At 63.1% G+C, this 20,024-nt stretch carries 20 protein-coding genes; 4 read left to right on the forward strand and 16 right to left on the reverse strand.

Going from position 1 to position 20,024, the window contains the following annotated elements; all coding sequences use genetic code 11:
* Nucleotides 1-12 precede the first annotated feature (12 nt).
* Both earP and AB5Y68_RS08460 read right to left on the reverse strand, forming a co-directional pair.
* The gene (earP, locus tag AB5Y68_RS08455; RefSeq protein WP_039041090.1) at nucleotides 13-1,209 is read right to left on the reverse strand and encodes an elongation factor P maturation arginine rhamnosyltransferase EarP; all 1,197 of its coding nucleotides are present in this window, start codon (nucleotides 1,207-1,209) and stop codon (nucleotides 13-15) included.
* A gap of 95 nt (nucleotides 1,210-1,304) precedes the next feature.
* Nucleotides 1,305-2,348, reverse strand: a complete 1,044-nt coding sequence (locus AB5Y68_RS08460) for a GMP reductase (RefSeq protein WP_039041089.1) — start codon at nucleotides 2,346-2,348, stop codon at nucleotides 1,305-1,307.
* 391 nt (nucleotides 2,349-2,739) lie between these two features.
* Between AB5Y68_RS08460 and AB5Y68_RS08465 the strand changes: the two genes are divergently transcribed.
* Nucleotides 2,740-3,219, forward strand: coding sequence for a RimK/LysX family protein (locus AB5Y68_RS08465; protein ID WP_052258905.1), 480 nt, complete (start codon nucleotides 2,740-2,742; stop codon nucleotides 3,217-3,219).
* Between the two features lie 67 nt (nucleotides 3,220-3,286).
* Here AB5Y68_RS08465 and AB5Y68_RS08470 read toward each other — a convergent pair whose 3' ends face one another.
* The 7 genes from AB5Y68_RS08470 to AB5Y68_RS08500 all read right to left on the reverse strand — a co-directional run bounded on the left by AB5Y68_RS08470 (nucleotide 3,287) and on the right by AB5Y68_RS08500 (nucleotide 9,787).
* Nucleotides 3,287-4,726 carry an ATP-binding protein gene (locus AB5Y68_RS08470; RefSeq protein WP_039039559.1) on the reverse strand — a complete coding sequence of 480 codons (1,440 nt, stop codon included), beginning with the start codon at nucleotides 4,724-4,726 and terminating at the stop codon, nucleotides 3,287-3,289.
* Nucleotides 4,723-5,415 (reverse strand): response regulator, encoded by a 693-nt coding sequence (locus AB5Y68_RS08475; RefSeq protein ID WP_039039560.1) that lies wholly within the window; start codon nucleotides 5,413-5,415, stop codon nucleotides 4,723-4,725. Before AB5Y68_RS08475 ends, AB5Y68_RS08470 begins: the two co-directional genes overlap by 4 nt.
* A gap of 81 nt (nucleotides 5,416-5,496) precedes the next feature.
* A complete protein-coding gene (locus AB5Y68_RS08480) occupies nucleotides 5,497-6,144 on the reverse strand; it encodes a tetratricopeptide repeat protein (RefSeq protein ID WP_039039561.1) in 648 nt (215 codons plus the stop codon).
* Nucleotide 6,145: 1 nt separating this feature from the next.
* Entirely contained in the window at nucleotides 6,146-6,994 is an 849-nt protein-coding gene (locus AB5Y68_RS08485) for an SDR family oxidoreductase (RefSeq protein ID WP_039039562.1), read from the reverse strand.
* Complete coding sequence (locus tag AB5Y68_RS08490) at nucleotides 6,991-7,647, reverse strand: TenA family transcriptional regulator (protein ID WP_039039563.1); 657 nt, start codon at nucleotides 7,645-7,647, stop codon at nucleotides 6,991-6,993. The genes AB5Y68_RS08485 and AB5Y68_RS08490 overlap by 4 nt, the downstream gene beginning before the upstream one ends.
* On the reverse strand, nucleotides 7,644-9,125 hold the full coding sequence (locus AB5Y68_RS08495) for an AMP-binding protein (RefSeq protein ID WP_039039564.1): 1,482 nt from the start codon (nucleotides 9,123-9,125) through the stop codon (nucleotides 7,644-7,646). The genes AB5Y68_RS08490 and AB5Y68_RS08495 overlap by 4 nt, the downstream gene beginning before the upstream one ends.
* Nucleotides 9,122-9,787: a thermostable hemolysin gene (locus AB5Y68_RS08500; protein ID WP_039039565.1), complete on the reverse strand. Its 666-nt coding sequence runs from the start codon at nucleotides 9,785-9,787 to the stop codon at nucleotides 9,122-9,124. Before AB5Y68_RS08500 ends, AB5Y68_RS08495 begins: the two co-directional genes overlap by 4 nt.
* A gap of 187 nt (nucleotides 9,788-9,974) precedes the next feature.
* On the opposite strand from AB5Y68_RS08500, the gene AB5Y68_RS08505 reads away from it, so the two are divergent.
* Nucleotides 9,975-10,616, forward strand: coding sequence for a class I SAM-dependent methyltransferase (locus AB5Y68_RS08505; protein ID WP_039039566.1), 642 nt, complete (start codon nucleotides 9,975-9,977; stop codon nucleotides 10,614-10,616).
* 74 nt (nucleotides 10,617-10,690) lie between these two features.
* A complete protein-coding gene (locus AB5Y68_RS08510; protein ID WP_039039567.1) occupies nucleotides 10,691-11,911 on the forward strand; it encodes a winged helix-turn-helix domain-containing protein in 1,221 nt (406 codons plus the stop codon).
* 10 nt (nucleotides 11,912-11,921) lie between these two features.
* Here the strand turns inward: AB5Y68_RS08510 and AB5Y68_RS08515 are convergent, their stop codons facing one another.
* Entirely contained in the window at nucleotides 11,922-12,563 is a 642-nt protein-coding gene (locus AB5Y68_RS08515) for a TetR/AcrR family transcriptional regulator (RefSeq protein ID WP_039039568.1), read from the reverse strand.
* 93 nt (nucleotides 12,564-12,656) lie between these two features.
* Between AB5Y68_RS08515 and AB5Y68_RS08520 the strand changes: the two genes are divergently transcribed.
* On the forward strand, nucleotides 12,657-13,355 hold the full coding sequence (locus AB5Y68_RS08520) for a hypothetical protein (RefSeq protein WP_039039569.1): 699 nt from the start codon (nucleotides 12,657-12,659) through the stop codon (nucleotides 13,353-13,355).
* A 131-nt stretch (nucleotides 13,356-13,486) separates the two neighbouring features.
* On the opposite strand, the gene frdD is transcribed toward AB5Y68_RS08520, so the two are convergent.
* The 6 genes from frdD to AB5Y68_RS08550 form a co-directional block, all read right to left on the reverse strand.
* A complete protein-coding gene (gene frdD / locus AB5Y68_RS08525; RefSeq protein ID WP_010673803.1) occupies nucleotides 13,487-13,843 on the reverse strand; it encodes a fumarate reductase subunit FrdD in 357 nt (118 codons plus the stop codon).
* Between the two features lie 14 nt (nucleotides 13,844-13,857).
* The gene (locus tag AB5Y68_RS08530) at nucleotides 13,858-14,256 is read right to left on the reverse strand and encodes a hypothetical protein (protein ID WP_010673804.1); all 399 of its coding nucleotides are present in this window, start codon (nucleotides 14,254-14,256) and stop codon (nucleotides 13,858-13,860) included.
* Nucleotides 14,257-14,272: 16 nt separating this feature from the next.
* The gene (locus AB5Y68_RS08535) at nucleotides 14,273-15,007 is read right to left on the reverse strand and encodes a succinate dehydrogenase/fumarate reductase iron-sulfur subunit (RefSeq protein ID WP_010673805.1); all 735 of its coding nucleotides are present in this window, start codon (nucleotides 15,005-15,007) and stop codon (nucleotides 14,273-14,275) included.
* Nucleotides 15,000-16,784, reverse strand: coding sequence for a fumarate reductase (quinol) flavoprotein subunit (frdA, locus tag AB5Y68_RS08540; RefSeq protein ID WP_010673806.1), 1,785 nt, complete (start codon nucleotides 16,782-16,784; stop codon nucleotides 15,000-15,002). The genes AB5Y68_RS08535 and frdA overlap by 8 nt, the downstream gene beginning before the upstream one ends.
* Nucleotides 16,785-17,298: 514 nt before the next feature.
* Nucleotides 17,299-19,176 (reverse strand): methyl-accepting chemotaxis protein, encoded by a 1,878-nt coding sequence (locus AB5Y68_RS08545; RefSeq protein ID WP_010673807.1) that lies wholly within the window; start codon nucleotides 19,174-19,176, stop codon nucleotides 17,299-17,301.
* Nucleotides 19,177-19,332: 156 nt separating this feature from the next.
* Nucleotides 19,333-20,010: a glycerophosphodiester phosphodiesterase gene (locus tag AB5Y68_RS08550; RefSeq protein ID WP_039039570.1), complete on the reverse strand. Its 678-nt coding sequence runs from the start codon at nucleotides 20,008-20,010 to the stop codon at nucleotides 19,333-19,335.
* Between the last annotated feature and the right edge of the window lie 14 nt (nucleotides 20,011-20,024).

The raw sequence follows: 20,024 nt of genomic DNA on the forward strand, positions 1-20,024 counted from the left end.
AAAACTGCCAGATTATATACGGCTTTCTAAAAATTTCACCAACCTCGTGACGAGATCCCCGTCCGCCAGCAGCCTCTGTGGCCAGGTGCGCCCATGTTGCTGCCATATGGCCGCGTATTGCGGCCATTGTGCCCAGAGTTCACCGGTGTGTTCCCCCCGGTTGAGGGCATGGTTGAAGCGGCGCAGCCACTGACCGACCGACGCTGGCAAGGGGGAGAGGTAGTGGTCGAGAAAACCGTCCAGCTTGACCATGTGGGCATCCTCTTCCTGCTGGTAGATATGCCAGAGGAAGGGGTGCCCCGCCCACTGGGCCCGCACGAAGGAGTCCTCCCCGCGCACCAGGTTGAGATCGCAGCTCCACAGCAGGCGATCGTAACCCCTCTGATCGGTCATCGGCAGCAGCTTGATGGTGAGGTTGCCCGCCTGGAGCAGATCTCCGGCCCGGGCACCGGGAATGGCCGCTGCCAGCCCTGCGCCGATGAGCACGTCGTCGAGGGAGCGCCCCAGCGGCAGCAGCAGGGTGACGGGGGTGACGCTCTGGCGCCAGCCCTCGGCCAGGCTCCTGAGGGCCTCGCTCTCGTAGGTAAAGAGGCTGACCCGCAGCTCGCCTTCTCGTTGGGGTGGCAGGCCGAGGCTGGCCCAGTAGGCGGTCAGTCCCGCTTCATCCTGTTGCCAGCGCTCGCGCTCGACGATGAGGCCGTGCTCGCACAGCAAGCCGCCGGTTCTGGCGGTGAAACCCGGGAAGAAGAAGTACTTGTCGAGGCGCCGGCTGCCGACCTGCTGGGGCGAGGCGAGGCCATGGCAATCCTCGACCCAGCTCTCGGCCGAGAGGTATTCGAGGTTGATCCAGCAGGGGGGCGTGGTCTGCTCGGTCATGCGTTCGATAAAGGGGGCGGGCAGCTCGCAGGCAAACGCCTCGATGACCACCCTGGCCGGGGTCATGTCGGCGGGGAGGCGCTCGTGCCAGTGCTGGACATAGATGCCATCGACCCACTGACCGTCCTGTGCGGGGGCGAGCGCCGGGCAGATGCGGGCGAAGCTAGCCAGATCGTCCACCCAGAGCCGCACCTGCACCTCACTCTTCTGCGCCGGGAGCGCGCCTTCCTGTTTGAGCTGGCGGGCGAGTCGCCAGGTGACGCCGATGTCACCGAAGTTGTCGACGACGCAGCAGAAGATGTCCCAGTCGAAGGGGGGGAGAGGGCTTGTCATGGCGCGGGATCCCAGATGCAAAAAAACCGGTGCGCAGGGTAGCACACCGGTTGGTCGGCTTCTAACCGTCAGCGCGTGACGGGGTCTGTGGCAGGTTACTCCTTGCCGTAGACGTTGTTCTCCTGCTCGCGCACCCGGATGAAGGTGGTGCGTTTGGTGAGCTCTTTCAGCTGGCTGGCCCCCACATAGGTGCAGGTGGATCGCACCCCGCCCAGGATGTCGCGCACCGTGTTCTCCACCGGGCCGCGGTAGGGCAGCAGCACGGTTTTGCCTTCGGAGGCGCGATACTCGGCGACGCCGCCGGCGTGCTTGTCCATGGCGCTGGCCGAGCTCATGCCGTAGAACTTCATGAAGGGCTCGCCATCGACCTCGACGATTTCACCGCCGCACTCTTCGTGAGCGGCCAGCATGCCCCCCAGCATCACGAAGTCGGCGCCGCCGCCAAATGCCTTGGCCACATCCCCCGGGCAGGTGCAGCCGCCGTCACCGACGATCTGGCCACCCAGGCCGTGGGCCGCATCGGCACACTCGATGATGGCGGAGAGCTGCGGGTAGCCGACCCCGGTCTTGACCCGGGTGGTGCAGACTGAGCCCGGGCCTATGCCCACCTTGACGATGTCGGCGCCGGAGAGGATGAGCTCCTCCACCATCTCGCCGGTCACCACGTTGCCCGCCAGGATGACGTGGTTCGGGCAGGCCTCGCGGATCTTGCGCAAAAACTCGACGAAGTGCTGGGAGTAGCCGTTGGCCACGTCCACGCAGATGAAGCGCAGGGCGCTGGACATTGCGAGGATCTGGCGTGTCTTGGTGAAGTCCTCCTCCGAGGTGCCGGTAGAGACCATCACATGGCCCAGCAGGGCCGGGTCGGTCTCATTGACGAAGGTTTGCCACTGCGCAAGGCTGTAGTGCTTGTGCACCGCCGTCATCATCTCGAAGCTGGCCAGGGTACGCGCCATGGCGAAGCTGCCGACGGTATCCATGTTGGCGGCGATGACGGGCACGCCCTGCCATTGGGTCTGGGTGTGCTTGAAGGTGAACTGGCGGGTCAGGCTGACTTGGGAACGGCTCTTGAGAGTAGAGCGCTTGGGGCGAAACAGGACATCCTTGAAACCGAGCTTCAAGTCTTCTTCGATACGCATTGCGAATTCCTTATTGAGCCTTGTGTGAGAGCTCACTTTGCAGTGGCAACTTTTCGGCAGGCGCAAAAAAACCGGTGGTTTTCAGGCCCTCCGGTTTACAGCAGTGTAGGCAAAAATCCCGTCAGAACAAGACTGATAATTCACGCACCGCTGTGGTAGCCTTTGGCGTCACAACCTGAGGATGGCCGCCAGCGTCATCCAGCACCCTGTTCTCCCCTCGTTTTCCTGCTGCATTCCCCACTCACGCGCCGTGCCCGGCATGGATTGTCGCCTGTTGGCACCGGGTCCATAGCCCGCTCCCCTGCACGCCAGAATCCGGTTGACCCGGCAGTTGGCTGTGATACATCTGGGCGCAAGACTGACAAGGCGAGAGAGCAAGATGGGCAAGAGAATGGTGGCGGCGGCCATGATGTGGGCGCTGTGCGGCAGCGCGATGGCGACCCAGACCAGCTATGGCTGGATCGAGAAGGGGGTGCTGATGCCCTACGGAGTGGCGGTCAAGATAAAGCTCGATACCGGTGCCCTCACTTCGTCGCTGGATGCCCGCGACCTGAAGCATTTCAAGAAGGATGGCAAGCCCTGGGTGCGCTTCAACCTGGTGCTGACCGATGCCAATACCGACAAGGTGGTGCGCCGGAGCGTGGAGCGACCTGTGGAGCGCAGCGTGACGGTGCGCGGGGCGGGCGGCATGGAGCAGCGCCCGACGGTGACCATGTCCGTCTGCGTCGGGGACCAGGTCTACAAGGAGTGGTTCACCCTGCGGGATCGCAGCAAGATGATCTACCCGGTGCTGCTGGGGCGCCGTCTGCTGGCGGAGCTGGGACCGGTGGATTCGAGCCGGACCTTCACGGTACAGCCCACCTGCGACTAGGGTGGGGCTGCCATGAAAAACGGGGGCCTGGCCCCCGTTTTTCATGGCGTGCGCAAAGGCTGACCCCTCATGCCTGGCGCGAGGCGGGCAGCAGCACGCTCACTTCGAGCCCCCCTTCGGGCCGGTTGTGGATGTCGAGATCCGCCCCGTGAAGCTGGGCGATGCGCGAGACGATAGCCATGCCAAGGCCCACGCCATCCCCCTGCTGGGGATTGACCCGGAAGAAGCGCTCGCACAACCGGGAGAGGGCGGCGGTGGGGATGCCGGGGCCGTTGTCCCGCACATCCACCCGGATCCGGTTGCCCACCTGGCTCACCACCACGGCGACCTCGCCGCCCACCTGGGTGTAGCGCAGCGCATTGTCGATGAGGTTGCCGAACATCAGCTCCAGCAACATCGCCTGTCCCATTACCTGCACCTGTTCGGCGCCCTCCAGGGACAGCTGCTGATCCTTTTTCAGGGCGATGGGGGCCAGGGTCGCCAGGGTGCCCTGCAACAGGGGGAACAGGGGGAGGGCGGTGAGGGCCGGGCTCTGCTGGTTGTCGATGCGTGCCTGGGTCAGCAACTGGCGGATCAGCCGATCGCTGCGATCGAGGGCCAAGAGCATCTTGCGCAGGGCCTGCTCCCGGCTCTGATCATCCTCGGCCGTCATGGCGTTCTCGCTGTGGATGCGCAGCACCGCGAGGGGCGTGCGCAGCTCGTGGGCGGCCTCGTTGGTGAACTGTTTCTCCCGATCCAGGGTGTCAGCGAGGGCGTGCATCAGCCGGTTGATCTCCCCCACCAGCGGCGTCAGCTCCTCGGCCTTGATGGCAAGATTGAGGGGGCTCAGGTTGGCGGGATGACGCTCGCCGATGGCTTGCGCCAGCTGGTGCAGCGGTGACAGCCCCCGGGTGATCAGCCACCACAGCAGACCGAGCAGGAAGGGCAGGGTGATGAAGAGGGGCAGCATGGTGAGGGTGGCCATCTTGCTGGCCAGCTCGCTGCGTTCGTCATCCCGCTCCGCCACGATGAGCCAGGTCTGTTCATCTTCGTTGTAGAGGGTAAAGGTGCGCCACTCGTGGTGATCCTTGGTTTCGCTGTTGAAGCCCCGCTCCAGGGTGGTCAACGGTTGGGCCGGGGCATTGGGCGAGCGCAGCAGCACGGCGCCCTGCTCGCTCAGCAACTGGAAGTAGAGGTTGTGCTCGAATTCATGGCCATAGGGGGTGAACTCGTTGTCCTGGCCGAACTGGAAGAAGCCGCCCTTCTCGATGTGGGGCGTCTCGGGGACGGCCTGCACCCACTCCTGGTACACGGTGCCGTTGCGCGGCAGCTCGCCGCTCTGCTTGAGATAGCGGCTGAGCAACTGGTTGGTGATGCGGGCGGACTGGGCGAGACGGGCATCAAACAGCTCTTCCATTTCGTGGTTGGCCTGCAGGTAGCCGATAAGGCCGCTGATGGCGAGGCTGAGGCTGACCAGGGCCAGGATGCCGGAGAGCAGGAAACGGCGGATGGAACGGACACGGCTCATGGGGCGGAGGCTCCTCTTGCGCCCTGGACGTCGAGCTGGGGCACGATGTAACCGACGCCGCGAATGTTGCGGATGAGCTCGGGGAAGAATTTCTTGCGCAGGTGGTGAATGTGCACCTCCACCGCGTTGCTCTCTGCTCCCTCGTCCCAGCCGTAGAGGCTCTGTTGCAGTTGATCCCGGCTCAATACCCGGCCGCTCTGGGTGATGAGCTCCTGCAACAGCTTGTACTCGTGGGGGGTGAGCTTGACCAGCTCGCCCCGATAGGTGACCTGTTGTGACGCGGGGAAGAGCTGCAGCTCCCCGTACTCCAGCACCGCCTGGGCCTGCCCCTTGCTGCGCCGCACCAGGGCGCGCAGCCGGGCGTTGAGCTCCTGCAGGGCGAAGGGTTTGACCATGTAGTCGTCGGAGCCTGCATCCAGCCCCAGTACCCGGTCGTCCAGGGCATCACGGGCGGTCAGGATGAGCACGGGCAGGGTCTGCCCCTCCCGGCGCAACTTGCGCAGCAGGCTGATGCCGTCGATGTCCGGCAGGTTGAGATCCAGGACAAGGGCGGCAAACTCCTCGCTCTTGAGCGCCGAGAGGGCCGGCATCCCCTGCTGGAGCCAGTCCACCGTGTAGCCGCTGCTGCGCAGGGCATCCACCATGCCGTCTCCCAGCATCACATCATCTTCCACCAACAGGATCCGCATTGTTCTCTCCCTCAAACGACACTGCCCACCAGTATGCTAGCTGGTGGGCAGAGTTGAAATAGCACACTGTGCTGCTTGTGTTTACAGCTTGGCGAGACGCTCGCGAATTTCCATTCTGCGGCCCTCGTCCGCCACCTCGCGGCCAGGGCGCGCCGGGGCGGCCAGGGCCTTGTCCAGATAGATCTTCGCCTGTGCCTTGTCACCCTGATCCAGCAGGAAGTCGCCGTAGAAGAAGTTGGGGTCGATGCCGGTGGGATTGATGGCCAGCGCCTGCTTGAGCAGCTTCTCCGCCTTCTCGTCGTCTCCAAAGCCCACCGGCCAGCCCGGTACCTGGTAGTAGAGGGAGCCCAGGCTGGTGTAGGCCGAGCCTTCCAGCGCCTTGGGATCCTGCTTGATGGCGATCTCGAGCTTGGCCTTGGCCTCCTTCACCAAACCAAGGGCGCCGAGGCCGCCCTTGGCCCCCGCCCAGGTGCTCTTGACGATGGCGGACCAGATCAGCAGATCGGTGCGAAATGCCTCCTTGGCGCTCGCCTCATCGGCCTTGGCACTCAGGCTCTCCAGGCAGCTCTCCTTGGCTTTTCCGGTCTGCTGGTACTGGCAGTGGGCCCACTCCTGCTGAATGGTGGGCAGGGCATCGGCGGCCTGGGCCAGACCGCTTGCCAGCAGGCCTCCCAGGGCGAGCAACAGGGGGCCGTGACCAAATCGGGGACGGAAAGTGGTGTGCTTCATCTCAATGTTCCTTCTCGTTTGTCGCACAGGCGGGATCGCTCCTGTGATCGGGGGCTGGGGAGGCGGTGCGGCGGGCGTGGCGCTCGATGATCGGGCGCTGCTTGGCCAGGGCCATGTCCACCAAGGCGGGCAGCAGGCCGTTGAGCCGCACAAAGAGCTTTTCCGGCCAGCCGAGCCAGCGGCGGCGTGTCTCGTTGCACAGGGCGATGACGGCCTCCTCGGCCACGTCCTGTGGGCTGTCGGTCCGGGTGCCAAGCTCGGCATTCATGGCATAGGCCGCCTCGGAATTGAGGTGTGTGCGGGTGGCGCGGGGGGCAAAGTGCAGCACCTTGATGCCGGTTCCCTCCAGCTCCCGCCCCAGGGACTCGCTGAAGCCGCGCATGGCGAACTTGCTGGCGCAATAGACGCTGTAGCCGGCAAAACCGATGGCCCCGAGGCTGGAGCCGATGTTCATGATGATGGCGGGCTTGCGCAGCCGGGGCAGCAGGGCCCGGGTGAGCTGGATGGGCGCCTCGACGTTGAGCAGCAACTGGCGTGTCACCTGCTCGCTGCTCTGATCCTCCAGCCAGGCGAACTGGTTGCAGCCTGCACTGTTGATGAGCACGTCCAGCCCCTCGTCCAGGGCCGGATGTTGCAGCAGCTGCGCCCGCTCATGGGGAGAGCCGAGATCGGCCGTCACCGTCTGGTGGCGATCCGGATGAGGCAGCTCCCGGCGCAGGCGCTCCAGGGCGCTGGCCCGACGACCGTGCAGCAGCAGATGGGCACCCTGGGCCGCCAGTTCATGGGCCAGGGCTTCACCAATGCCGCCACTGGCGCCAGTCAGCAGTATGCGTTTGCCTTCAAGCTTCATTGGCAGGATCCCGTGAGCTGATAGAGCATGTCGCCATAGAGGCGGTAGACCACCTTGGCGGCGTGAATGATGGCGGCCTGATCGGCGGCATCTTCCACCCGGTTCATCAGAGATTCGAAGAACTTGAGATGCTCCTGGTCCAGGGCCCCGTGGGAGCTCAGGTAGCTCATGGCCTGGGGCGGCAGACCCAGACCGCTCTTGAGCTGGTCGGCGACGGTCAGGGCGATGGCGACGCTGGTGCCTTCCAGCACCTGCACCATGCCGAAGAAGCCCATGGGGTTGCCGCGCTGGATCTGATCGTAGAGGAAGGCCACCATCAGCTCGATGGGCAGGCCCGGCTGGCCGTGGCGCACCGCCTCGGCATCACCGCCGCAAGCACGGATGTCGTTCAGGATCCACTCCTGATGGCCGTACTCCTCGTCGATGTACTCCCTGATGGCGCCTCGCACCCATTCGTACTCCTGCCCCAGCTTGCCGCCGGTGGCCATCAGGAGCGGCACCGTGTGGCGCACGTGGTAGTAGGCCTGTGCCAGGAAGGCGAGGTAGGTGTCACGGCTGATGTCGCCGCGGCGGCAGGCCTCGATGATGGGGGCGTTGAACAGGCGTTCGCGCTCGCAGGCGGTGGCTTGTTGCAGGGTCTGGTAGAAGCTCATGAGGTCTCTCCTGTGAGGCATTGGCTGATCTGCCGGGAAAAGTGGTGATAAATCTCGTTGCGACGGGGGCGCCCGTTGGCCGTCAGGAGGCCGGGGAGCTGATCCAGGGCGACCGGCAACCAGTGATGGATGCGGGCGTAATCGGGCAACTGCTGGTTGAGCCGGGCAATCTGCTCTGGCAATTGGGACTGGCTGCCCGGCAGCGGCTGGATAAGGGCCACGTTGGCGGGCTGACCGTCACCGAAGATGACGATGCGGGCGATGGCCGGGCAGAGCTGGGCCTGGGCTTCCACCCACTCCGGGGAGAAGTTGCGGCCAAAGGCGGTGATCTGCACGTTCTTCTTGCGCCCCGTGATATGGAGATAGCCCTCCTCGTCGATCCGACCCAGATCCCCTGTGGCGATCTGGCTGCCCGTCTCGCCCTCTTCCCCCAGGTAGCCCAGCATGGCGCTGCCGCTGACCATGACTTCGCCATCTGCGGCGATCGTCACCTGGCAGTGGGGCAGAGGCAGGCCGACGCTGCCGGGACGATCCCCGTGGGGGCCGTTCAGGGCGACCACGGAGCCGCATTCGGAGAGACCGTATCCCTCGTAGACCGGCAGCCCCGCCGCACGGGCGTGAGCGATGAGTTCGGGGGCGACCTTGCCTCCGCCCACGGCGACGAAGCGCAGGGTGCCGAGCTGTGTCGCCAGGGCAGGGGTATTGAGGCACAGGGCCAGCAGCAGGCGCAGCAACTCGGGGACCAGCACCAGGCTGTGGCTGGGCCAGCGCAGCAGTGCCTGGGCCAGGGCCGCAGGATCCAGCTTGCTGGAGCCCGAGAAGCCGAGTTCCCCCAGGGAGGGGATGCGGCTGCAGGCGCCGGTCAGCAGCGGTACATACAAGCCGGTCAGGTTCTCCAGCAAGGTGGTGAGGGGCAGCAGGGTCAGGTGTTTCTCAACCCGGGCAGGGGCCACCCGCAGGGCAAGGGATCCGCAGACCGCCGTCATCTGCTCCAGCGACAGGCAGACGCCCTTGGGTTGCCCCGTGGTGCCAGAGGTATAGGTGATCTTGGCGGTGCCTGCAGGCAACTCGGGGAGGCGTGCCGGGATGCGGCGCCACAGGGGCACGGCCTGCTCATCGGGCCTGCCTGCCATGAGCACGAGGGGTGAGGCGGCTTGCCACCCCTGGTGCTCCGGGCCGACCAGGGCGTCTGCTCCGCTGCTGTCCAGCAGCCACGTCTGCTGCGCCGGACTGAAGAAGTGGGGAACCGGGATGACCACGATGCCGGCCCAGGTGCAGGCGAGATCGATCAGCGCCCAGGGCAGGCCGTTGTCGAGTTGCAGGGCCAGGCGGCGGATGCCGGCCCCTTGCAGCACTCCTGCCAGTTGCTGGATCTGCTGCCACAGGCTCTGGTAATCCAGCTCACCCTGGCTGCCTAGCAGCGCAGGCTGGTGCGGGGTCTGGCTGGCATGATGGGCGATGGTGTCGAACAGCGTCATTGCGCGCACCTCCTGTCGATGTCGGCATGGTTAAAAAGGCGGGGCATGGGCCCCAGCAGGTTGAGCAGCAGGCTGCTCTGTGCGAGCACCTCGCGCCCCTGGTTGATGTCGCCTGCCATCACCTTGGGCTGGCAGCGGTAGTATTCGCCCCAGGCGCTGGCATCCTCTCCCACCTGATGGGCCTGGGCGGGGGCCAGCTCCACCGGGTTGAGACGCAGGCGGGTAAAGCTGTTGCGCAGCTTGGCGGTGCCGGTGAACACCACGTAGTCCAGGGCGTTGTCACACAGCAGACGGCACAGCGCGGCAAACATCAGGCGGGCGTGACCCGGTTCGCTGCAGGCAAGATTGCCCACTTCGATGATGCGGTGGCGGGCCGGACGTACCCCGAGACGGGTCTCGATGGCGGCCTCGACAGGCTGCTCCAGATATTGCTCCAGATAGAGCGGTTGCTCGTGCTCGCCATGGCAGGCCTGGTTAAGGCCGCAGGCACCGACCTGCACGCCATCTGCCCGGTAGAGCCCGATCAGGCAGGGCAGAAAATGGGGAATACGGGCGTTGAACTCGAGGGTGTAGGCGGCCTGGATATAGGTTTGCAGCGCCATGACCTGCTGCGGGGATTCGGCCAGGATCAACCGGTAGGGGGCTTGGATCTCGATGGTCATGGTTGGCTCCTTCTCTTGCGATGGGATGAGAGTAAAAGGGCAAACTTAAGAAACCCTTAAGGCGCAAAAAAAGACGAAAAAAACTGGCGGGGGGTGAACGGGGGTCGATGGGGGCACCAGACAAAACAGTTGCCAGCAGCGGGCGTGGCAGGCAATCTGCCCCACTGTCGCCACCCGAGGAGTTGCCATGTCATCCCCTGTTCACTGTCCCCTGTGTCTCTCCCCTCGGCACCATGCCCTGCCGGTGGCGGGCAAGGGCTATTACCGCTGCCTGGCGTGCGAGCTGGTCTGGATGGACGAGGCGGACCACCTGGACGAGGGGGCCGAGAAGGCGGTCTATGACGGGCACGACAACCGGGTGGACGATCCCCGCTACCGGGCCTTTCTGATGCGTGCCTTTGGCGAGGTGCTGGCCCGGGTGTCGCCTCCTGCCAGCGGCCTCGATTTTGGCTGCGGCCCCGGGCCTGCCCTCATCGCCATGGGGCGGGAGGCGGGCTTCGAGATGGCGGGCTACGACAAGTTCTATGCCGACGACCCAGAGTGCCTGACAAGGCAATATGACTTCATCACCAGCACCGAGGTGATCGAGCACATCGCCACCCCCCGCGCCGTGCTGGACACGCTCTGGGGCTGCCTCAAGCCCGGCGGGGTGCTGGTGTTGCAGACCCAGCGGGTACTGGGGGACGATCGCTTCAAGACCTGGCGCTATCGCCACGATCCCACCCATATCGTCTTCTTCGCCGAGGCCTCGTTCCGTGCCCTGGCGGCCCGCTGGCAGGCAGAGGTCGAGTTTCCTCATGCCGATGTGGCGGTGTTCACCAAACCCTGAGCCGGGCGTTTTCATTTGGCCATGAGTTGGGCATGCTGGTGGCCTGATACCCAGGAACGGATGCCCCTATCTCCATGTCGATCCCCCACCTCTCATTGCAAGACGCTCGCCACCTGCAACTGGCGGCCCAGGGGCTGCTGACCCCGCGCCGCGCCAGAGCAACCCCCGCCGACCTGCTCGCCTGCATTCGCCGCATGGCGTTGCTGCAGATAGACACCATCTCCGTGGTGGCCCGCAGCCCCTATCTGGTGCTGTTCAGCCGTCTCGGCCACTACGATCCGCGCTGGCTGGAACAACTGCTGGCCGATGGTGACCTCTTCGAATACTGGGCTCATGAGGCCTGTTTCGTCCCCCGGGAAGATTACCGGCTGCTGCGCCATCGCATGCTGGATCCCGCCGCCATGGGCTGGAAGTTCTCCGCCCAGTGGCTCAAGACCCACGGCGGCGAGATAGCGCAGATAGTCGAGCGCATACGCCAGGATGGCCCGGTGCGGGCGGCAGACTTCGAGCGCAAGGGGGACAAGGGCAACGGCTGGTGGGACTGGAAGCCCGAAAAGCGCCACCTGGAGGTGCTGTTTACCGCAGGCCAGCTGATGGTGCGCGAACGGCGCAATTTCCAGCGGGTCTACGATCTCGCCGAGCGGGTCATGCCGGAGTGGAATGACGAGCGGGATCTGCCGAGTCCTGATCTCGCCCGGCGGGACATGGTGCGAGCCAGTTGCCGGGCGCTGGGGCTGGTCAAGACCGGCTGGGTGGCGGATTACTATCGCCTTAAACGGGGGAAATACGACGCCCTGCTCCACCAGCTGGCGGATGAGGGGGAGCTGTTGCCGGTACGAGTGGAGGGGTGGCAGCACGGAGCCTTCGTTCACGCCTCCCTGGCCGATGAACTGGTCCGGGCCCAGGCGGGCTCCCTCAAGGCGAGCCACACCGCCGTGCTCTCGCCCTTTGACCCGCTGGTGTGGGATCGCAAGCGGGCCAGCGAGTTGTTTGGCTTTGACTATCGCATCGAGTGCTATACCCCGGCCCCCAAGCGCCAGTACGGTTATTTCGTGCTGCCGTTGCTGCATCGCGGCAAGCTGGTGGGCAGGATGGACGCCAAGGCCCATCGCAAGGAGGGGGTGTTTGAGGTCAAGAGCCTCTATCTGGAAGACGGGGTCAGGGTGACCCGGACCCTGGCCCAGGATCTGGGCAAGGCCATCCAGAAGCTGGCGGAGTGGCACCAGACCCCGCTGCTGCGTTATGGCAACGTTCCTGCTCCCTTGTTGGCTCAATGGCAGGAGGTGGCACGCTGAGGAAGGACGCCTACCCTCGCATCAAGCCGGGCAGCACCAGCGCAACGGCCGCGGTGATGCGCTCGCGAATGTCGCTGCCCGGCGCCAGCAAGCCGAGCGCCATCTGGCGCAGCGGCTCCGCCATGGTCATCGCCAGCAACAGATCGCTGGTCTGGGCGGTGTCCAGCTCCCGAAGCCAGCCCAGTTGCTGCTGGCGCTGTAGCCACGCCGCCAGCGTAGCTCTGCCGCGGGCAATGCCGTTCTCCTGATAGGCCGCCAGCAGGGTATCCCGCCCCGCGAACTGATGTTGCAGCAGCCGGAACATGCCCACCGCCGGTGCGCTCAGCACCTGATCTGCAATCGCCTGCAAGCCCTGCTCCAGCATATCTCCCAGTGCCTCGGGGTGGGTTGCATCCTGCTCGAAGGCCGGCTGGAAGGCATCGGTCCAGCTGCGCACCGCCTGCGCTACCAGCTCGTCGCGATTGGCGGCGAAGCGGTAGAGGGTCTTCTTGGCAACCCCCGCCTCTTTGGCCACCGCATCCACGGTCGCCGCGCTGTAGCCCCCCTTGAGCAACAAGGTCAGCGTCGCCTCGGCGAGGGCGGCGCGAAGGTCGGCTTCCGGGGTGACCGGACGGCCTCGTGAGCGTGTTTCTTCATCGTTCTGGTGCGACATATGGGCTCCTGGAAAGCATTGACAGACTAAGCATACAGGCATAGCGTAATTTAAGAAACGAACTTCGTTTCCTAAATTTATGGGAGTCATATCATGCATCTTTCTGCCCTGTTTGCCCCTTGGGGCGTCAATGACATCAACGAGTTGCTCAGCCCGCAACCCCTTCGCCTGGAAATGGGTCTGACCCGCAGCACCGACGGCCTGCTGACGGTCGCCATCCGCACCGATCTGCACGGCTGCAAGGGGCGCATGCTGGATTGGTGGTTCACCTTCTTCGAGACGACCCAGCACATCAGGTGGTGGCACCCCCACGACCACGTCGAGCACGGGGGCTGGGATCATCACTGGAAAAAAGGGGAGCGCTATGTGGGAGCCAGCATAGAGGCGGTGGAGTGGCTTGCCGAGCTGCCGCCGGTGGCAGCTCGCCTCAAGTTCCACGGTGCCGAAGAGGTGTTCGCCCCGCAATCGCTACAGGAGGCGCGGGAGACGCAGGCTCTCTCTGCCGCCATCTGCGCCCGTATCGGCTTTGGCGACGAGGTAGCTCTGGATGACAACGGTGCGCCGCTGGATGGCGAGATGCTGCACCTGGCGCGCGATACCCCTTATGGCTGTGTGCTGCGCAGCCGCTTCCTGCTGGGCAAAGCCTGCGCCAATCCGTTTGACGAGGTGCCGGACGAGATTGGCTTCAACCTGATGCGCCACTGCTACAGCGAGTTCAGTTATCTGGCGCAGTTTCTGCCGTCGCTCTACTACGCGGAAAATGGTCGTGAACCGGCGCCGACGCTCTGGTGATGGGGCTGATAGTTGGCATTGAACGTTGCTGGGAGCAGGGAGCATGCCGGCTATCGGGCTGTGGCGTGAGCCGCCGAGGGGCCATAAAAAACCGGGCACTGGGCCCGGTTTGTCATGCAGTCAGGATGTGCTTACTGGAGCACCAGCACCATCAGCAGGCCGACGGTGATGGCGGACACCAGGAAGGCGAAGCCATAGAACACATAGTGGTGCAGCTTGGTGGTGTGGATCCCCAGATCGTGCAGGCCGTGGTAGATGCGGTGCATGCCGTGCCAGACGGGCAGGGCGATGATCACCAGCAGGATGCAGGCACCCCACCAGGAGCTGGCGAATGCCAGCACGCGCTCGTAGCTCATGGTCTCCACATCCATGATGCCCATGGGCACCAGCAGACCTGTGATGAGGACAATGACCGGCAGCAGCATGGCAACCACCATGCCACCCGCACCAAACAGACCCCAGTAAATTGGCTCGTCAGAACGTCTCATATTTTTTCCTCAAATCAGGCCACGATGATCAGGACAAGCAGGGATACCGCCGCCAGCGCCACATACTGGGCGATGACGATCGGCTTCTCCGGCACCAGGTCTTCGCCACGGAAGATGCGCATGGCTTTCGGGGCCAGGGCGAACCAGGTCTTGGCGTGGAACAGGCAGGCTGCCAGGGCGATGACGTGGAACAGGATGGCAATGGGGCTTTGCAGGGATTCCAGCCAGCCGTTGAATGCCTCCTGACCCTGTACCAGGCGCAGCAGACCCCACATCAGCACGACGGCGTAGATGGAGACGAAGATGCTGGTGCCTTCGCGGATCATGTAACCGGTGTAGAAGGCATTCTTCAGCCACCAGTCTTTTTTCATCTCGCGCACGTAGGGCTTACGTTTGCTCTCAGTGTTGTTCATGGTCTCACTCCTGGTCTCAATCCGGCTTGAACATGGCGATCATGTAGTCCTTGGCGCTCTCGACCTTGCCAAGCTGGATGGCGGCGGCCGGATCCACGCCCTTCGGGCACACTTCGGAGCAGTAGCCCACGAAGGTACAGCCCCAGACGCCCTCGTCCTGGCTGATGATCTTCATCCGCTCCCTGGACGCGCTGTCGCGGTTGTCGGCGTTGTAGCGATAGGCCAGTGCCAGTGCTGCCGGACCGGTGAACTTCTTGTTGATGCCATATTGCGGGCAGGCCGCGTAGCACAGACCGCAGTTGATGCACATGGAGAACTGGTGATACTTCGCCATGTCAGCCGGGGTCTGGGTGTACTCGCCATCGCACAGATTGCGCGGCTCGGACGGGATGATGTAGGGCTTGATGCTCTCCAGCTTCTCGATGAAGTCGGACATGTCGACCACCAGATCGCGCTCGATGGGGAAGTTGTTGAGCGGCTCGATAGTCATCTTGCCCGGCAGGTAGTCGCGCAGGAAGGTCTTGCAACCGAGTTTCGGAATGCCGTTGACCATCATGCCGCAGGAGCCGCAGATCGCCATCCGGCAGGACCAGCGGAAGCTCAGGGTAGAGTCCAGATGATCCTTGATGTATTGCAGCGCATCCAGCAGGGACATCTCTTTGAGGTAGGGCACCTGGAAGGTCTGCATCCAGGGCTCGTTATCCTGCTCGGGACGGTAGCGCAGGATTTCAATTTCGATCATCTCAGCCATTCTTCTTAGCCTCGTCTTGTTTCTCACCCTCGGAACCGTACACGCGCTTGGCCGGTTGGGATTTAGTGATCTTCACATCGGAATAGTCGATGGTCGGGGCCCCTTCGCCGTTGTAGAAGGAGAGAGTGTGCTTGAGGAAGTTGACGTCATCGCGCTCCTCGTAACCGTCCAGACGCTGGTGGGAACCGCGGGACTCTTTGCGGTTGATGGCGGAGTGCGCCATGGCTTCCGCCACGTCCAGCATGTAGCCCAGCTCGATGGCGTACAGCAGGTCGGTGTTGAAGACCGAGGACTTGTCGTTGATCTTGATCTTCTTGTAGCGGGCTTTCAGCTCGTTGATCTTGTCGATGGTGCCCTGCATCAGCTCTTCGGTACGGTAGATACCGACACCGGCTTCCATGGACATGCCCAGTTCGTTGCGGATATCCGCCGGGTTTTCGGTGCCGTCGATGTCCAGCAGAGAGAGGTGCTGCTTGATGAGCGCCTCGGCCTTGGCGACCAGCGCCTGGGTGTTGCCGTGTTGCTGGGTGGCGGCAAACTCGGCTGCCTGCTCACCGGCCACCTTGCCGAAGACCACGATCTCGGACAGGGAGTTGGAGCCCAGACGGTTGGCGCCGTGCAGACCGACGGAGGCACATTCGCCAGCGGCATAGAGACCGGCCAGACGAGTGGCACACTTGCCGTCGGTTTCGATGCCACCCATGGTGTAGTGGGCGGTCGGACGTACCGGAATCGGCTCTTTTACCGGATCCACACCCACATAGGCCTTGGCCAGTTCGCAGATGAAGGGCAGACGCTCTTTCAGGTACTTCTCGCCAAGGTGGCGCAGGTCGAGGTGAACCACGTCGCCCATGGGGCCCTGGATCACGCGGCCTTTTTGCTGCTCCTGCCAGAAGGCCTGGGAGAGACGGTCGCGCGGACCCAGCTCCATGTGCTTGTTCTTCGGCTGGCCGACCGGGGTTTCCGGGCCCAGACCGTAATCTTGCAGGTAGCGATAGCCATCCTTGTTGAGCAGGATGCCACCCTCACCACGACAACCTTCGGTCATCAGGATGCCGGTGCCCGGCAGACCGGTCGGGTGATACTGGACGAACTCCATGTCCCGCAGCGGTACGCCGTGGCGGTAGGCCAGGGCCATGCCGTCCCCGGTGACGATGCCACCGTTGGTGTTGTAGCGATAGACACGACCTGCGCCGCCGGTGGCCAGCACCACGGACTTGGCCTGGATGAAGCGGGTGATGCCGTTCTGGATGTCAAAGGTGACGACACCCTGGACACGGCCATCTTCCACGATGAGATCCAGACAGAAGTGCTCGTCGAAGCGCTTGATGGTCGGGTACTTGATGGAGGTCTGGAACAGGGTGTGCAGGATGTGGAAGCCGGACTTGTCGGCGGCGAACCAGGTGCGGGGGATCTTCATCCCGCCGAAACGACGCACGTTGGCCTTGCCGTCCGGTTTGCGGCTCCAGGGGCAACCCCAGTGCTCCAGCTGGATCATCTCGTTGGTGGCGTTGTTGACGAAGTACTCGACTACGTCCTGCTCACACAACCAGTCACCACCGGAGACGGTGTCGTTGAAGTGGTTTTCGAGGGAGTCATCATCACGGACGACGCCTGCGGCGCCACCTTCGGCGGCCACTGTGTGGCTGCGCATCGGATAGACCTTGGAAATCAGGGCGATCTCCAGCTCCGGGTGGGCTTCTGCAATGGCGATTGCGGCACGCAGGCCACCGCCACCGGCACCGATGATGGCAACATCGGTCTTGATAATATCCACATCTGCCTCCTTAGGGATAGATTTGCTGGGCACGATTTTGCTCTATGAAAAAAATTCAGGCTTGATGCAAGTCAAACTGCTTTGTTTTAGTGCTTGGCAACGGTGATTTTTATTACAACCACCCCATTCCTTGGATGAAAATGCCGTCATTATCGCCATCCATCAGTGATCTGGATCAGCCGTACTCGCTACTCTGGTGATTTTAACTCCAAGATTATACGTAGTTTTCTTTCAAAAAAATGAGAAATGCCTCTCTTTTTGGGTATTACCCATAAAGTTTTTAAGTTTTTTATCAAAACAGTTTAATGATAACTATTATCACGATGACATATCGAGGTTAGGCATCAAAAAAGTAATGCGAATATAGCCATGACAGACTGGGCCCGTCTCCCACACATGGGCAAAAGGAGATGTCGATCACAGGGTTGAGGGTCTCGAAAGGGGATTATAACCGTTGAAACAAAAAGGGTTTATAAAAAAGGGGCCTGAACGGCCCCTTTCTTCCCATGGTCGATCAGATGCGGAACATGCCGACCTGATTATTCAATTCACCTGAAATATTTTTAAGCTGGGCCGACAGATTGCGGGAGCTGTCCGCATCCACTGCCAGCTCGTCCGAGACATCCTTGACCGCCTGGATGTTGCGGCTCACCTCGTCGGTGACGGCACGCTGTTCCTCGGCGGCGCTGGAGATCTGGGTCGCCATGTCGGAGATCTGGTTGATGGAGGTGGTGATCTGCTCCAGCGCCTGGGTTGCATCGTTGGCATCTTCCACGCTGTTCTGGGCCAGCAGCTGACCCTCGTGCATGGTACTGACGGCGCCCTGGGTGTTGCGCTGCAGGGTCTCTATCATGCTGCGGATCTCGACGGTGGAGCTGTGAGTGCGCTGGGAAAGCACCCGCACCTCGTCGGCCACCACCGCAAAGCCGCGCCCCTGCTCGCCAGCCCGGGCGGCCTCGATGGCGGCGTTGAGCGCCAGCAGGTTGGTCTGTTCGGCGATGCCCTGGATGGTGGAGAGGATGGTGTTGATCTCCTGGGCGTTCTTCTCCAGTTCCTGAATGATGCCGGAGGCCTGCTTGACCTGGGTGGCTAGATCCGTGATGGAGCGCTGGTTGCGGGCAATCACCTGCTTGCCGTGCTCGCAACTGCTGGAGGAGCTGCGGGCCGCTTCCGCGGTCTGCTCGGCATTGCTGGCCACTTCGACGGCGGTGGCGGACATCTCGTGCACTGCGGTCGCAATCTGGGAGATCTCGTTTTGCTGGCGGGCCAGCCCCTGGTTGGATTTCTCCGCCATGTCGTGGGAAGACCTGGCCTGCTGGTTGAGCTGGGTGGAGGAGTTGGAGATGTCCTGCACCATGACGTGGATGCGCTCGATGAAGGTGTTGACGTGCTTGGCGACGGTACCGACCTCGTCTTCACGCTCGATCTTGATGCGACGGGTGAGATCGCCGTTGCCGCGGGAGAGATCGGCAATCGCCTCGCCCAGGGTTTTCAGCGGCGCCAGGGAGCCGTTGATGGCGACATAGGAGAAGCCCGCCACGATGAGGATGGTCAGCAATCCCTGAATGAGGGCGGAGGTGACCATGCGGGAGACGGACTGGTAGGCGACCGCTTCGTCCACCACGATGCCGAAATACCAGTTGGTGTTGGGGATCTCGGTGAGGTCGAACACGCTCGCCTTGCCGCTGATATCCATCTCGGAGATGGTGTTGTCATGGGCCAGCTCGTTGACCTTGGCTGCCGTCAGTTCCGGGGAGATGGCGGTGGCGGGTTTGAGGGTCAGATCCTTGTCCGGGTGGGCGATGATGGTGCCGTTGCTGTCCACCAGAATGGCATAGGTGCCTTCCGAGTTCATGGCGAGCACGTCTTTCACCAGACCGTCGATGGAGACGTCACCGGCGATGACGCCGTCGGTGTTGCCGCGACTGAAGGGCTCGGCGATGGTGATGATGAGCTGGCCGGTGGTGATGTCGGCATAGGGAGCCGTGATGGCGAGCTTGCCGGCGGCCATGGCGTCCTTGTACCAGGGGCGCTGGCGCGGATCATAGCCGGCCGGCAGATCGGTCGGCTTGCTCTGGATCATCCGGCCATCCTTGGTGCCCACGTAGACGAGATCGAAGTTGCCCGCATTCATGGACTGGGCCAGGTGGCTGAGGGGCTCGTCTTCCTTGGCGAAGGCTTCCTTGGTGGCGGTGACGAGATTGATGCGGGCGTCGAGCCAGCGGGAGATCCCCTTGACGTTGGCGACCGAGCTGTCGTCGATGAAGCTCCAGATCAGCCGCTGGGTTTCACTGCGCAACTGGGAGGTGTTGTACCAGACCTGCAGGCCGGTGATGACCAGAATGATGGCCCCGATGGAGAGGACCAGCTTGTTCTTGATGGATAGGTTCATGTTTACATCCTTGTGAGCGTCAGTCAGAGATCCATGGTGTTTGTTATTGTTATGAGCCAACTCTGTATCGGCTGGCTATGGACTTTATGTATCCCGGTGCACCGCATTTTTTCAATTCTTTTCACCTCCTTGTGGCCTGCCAGGGCGCGCCGATACTCAGCTGAATCGATCTGGCCGGTTGGTGAAGATGCCATCGACACCCATGCTGGCGAGGGCGATCCCATCACTCACCTCGTCGACTGTATAGACCAGGATCTTGAGCCCCCGGCGATGGGCATCCGCCACCAGGGTCTCGTCGACGAAATCCACGTCGCAGTTCAGTGACCAGGCCCCCAGCGTCTCGGCGAAGGCCGCGCCGTCGAGGGGCAGGCTGGCCGTGAGAGCGCCTATCCTGATTTCCGGTCGCAGTCCCTTGAAGCGTAACAGCTCGGGATGATGAAAGGAGGAAACGATCCAGTGCGCCTGGGTAAAGCCAAGCTCGGCCTCGGCCCGCCTGGTCAGGGCGGCCACCGGCTTGGCGGTGTGGGCGCCCTTGAGCTCGATGTGCAGTTCGCAGCGCCCCGCCACCAGTGCCATCACCTGCCACAGGGTCGGGATCCGCTCCCCGTCCCCTGCATCCAGGCTCGCCAGGTACTCCCGGGATTGCCCGGTCAGCACACCCTGGCCGTTGGTGCAGCGCTCCAGCCGCCGGTCGTGGAAGACCCAGAGCTCTCCGTCGGCCCACTGCACGTCCAGCTCGATGGCTTTGGCACCCAGATCCAGCGCCAGGCTCATCGCCTTGAGGGTATTCTCCGGGGCCATGCCGCTGGCACCGCGATGGGCAATGATCTGCATGATGGCTCCTGTTG

It is taken from the genome of Aeromonas sp. R6-1 (assembly GCF_040908165.1).
GTDB lineage: Bacteria > Pseudomonadota > Gammaproteobacteria > Enterobacterales > Aeromonadaceae > Aeromonas > Aeromonas caviae.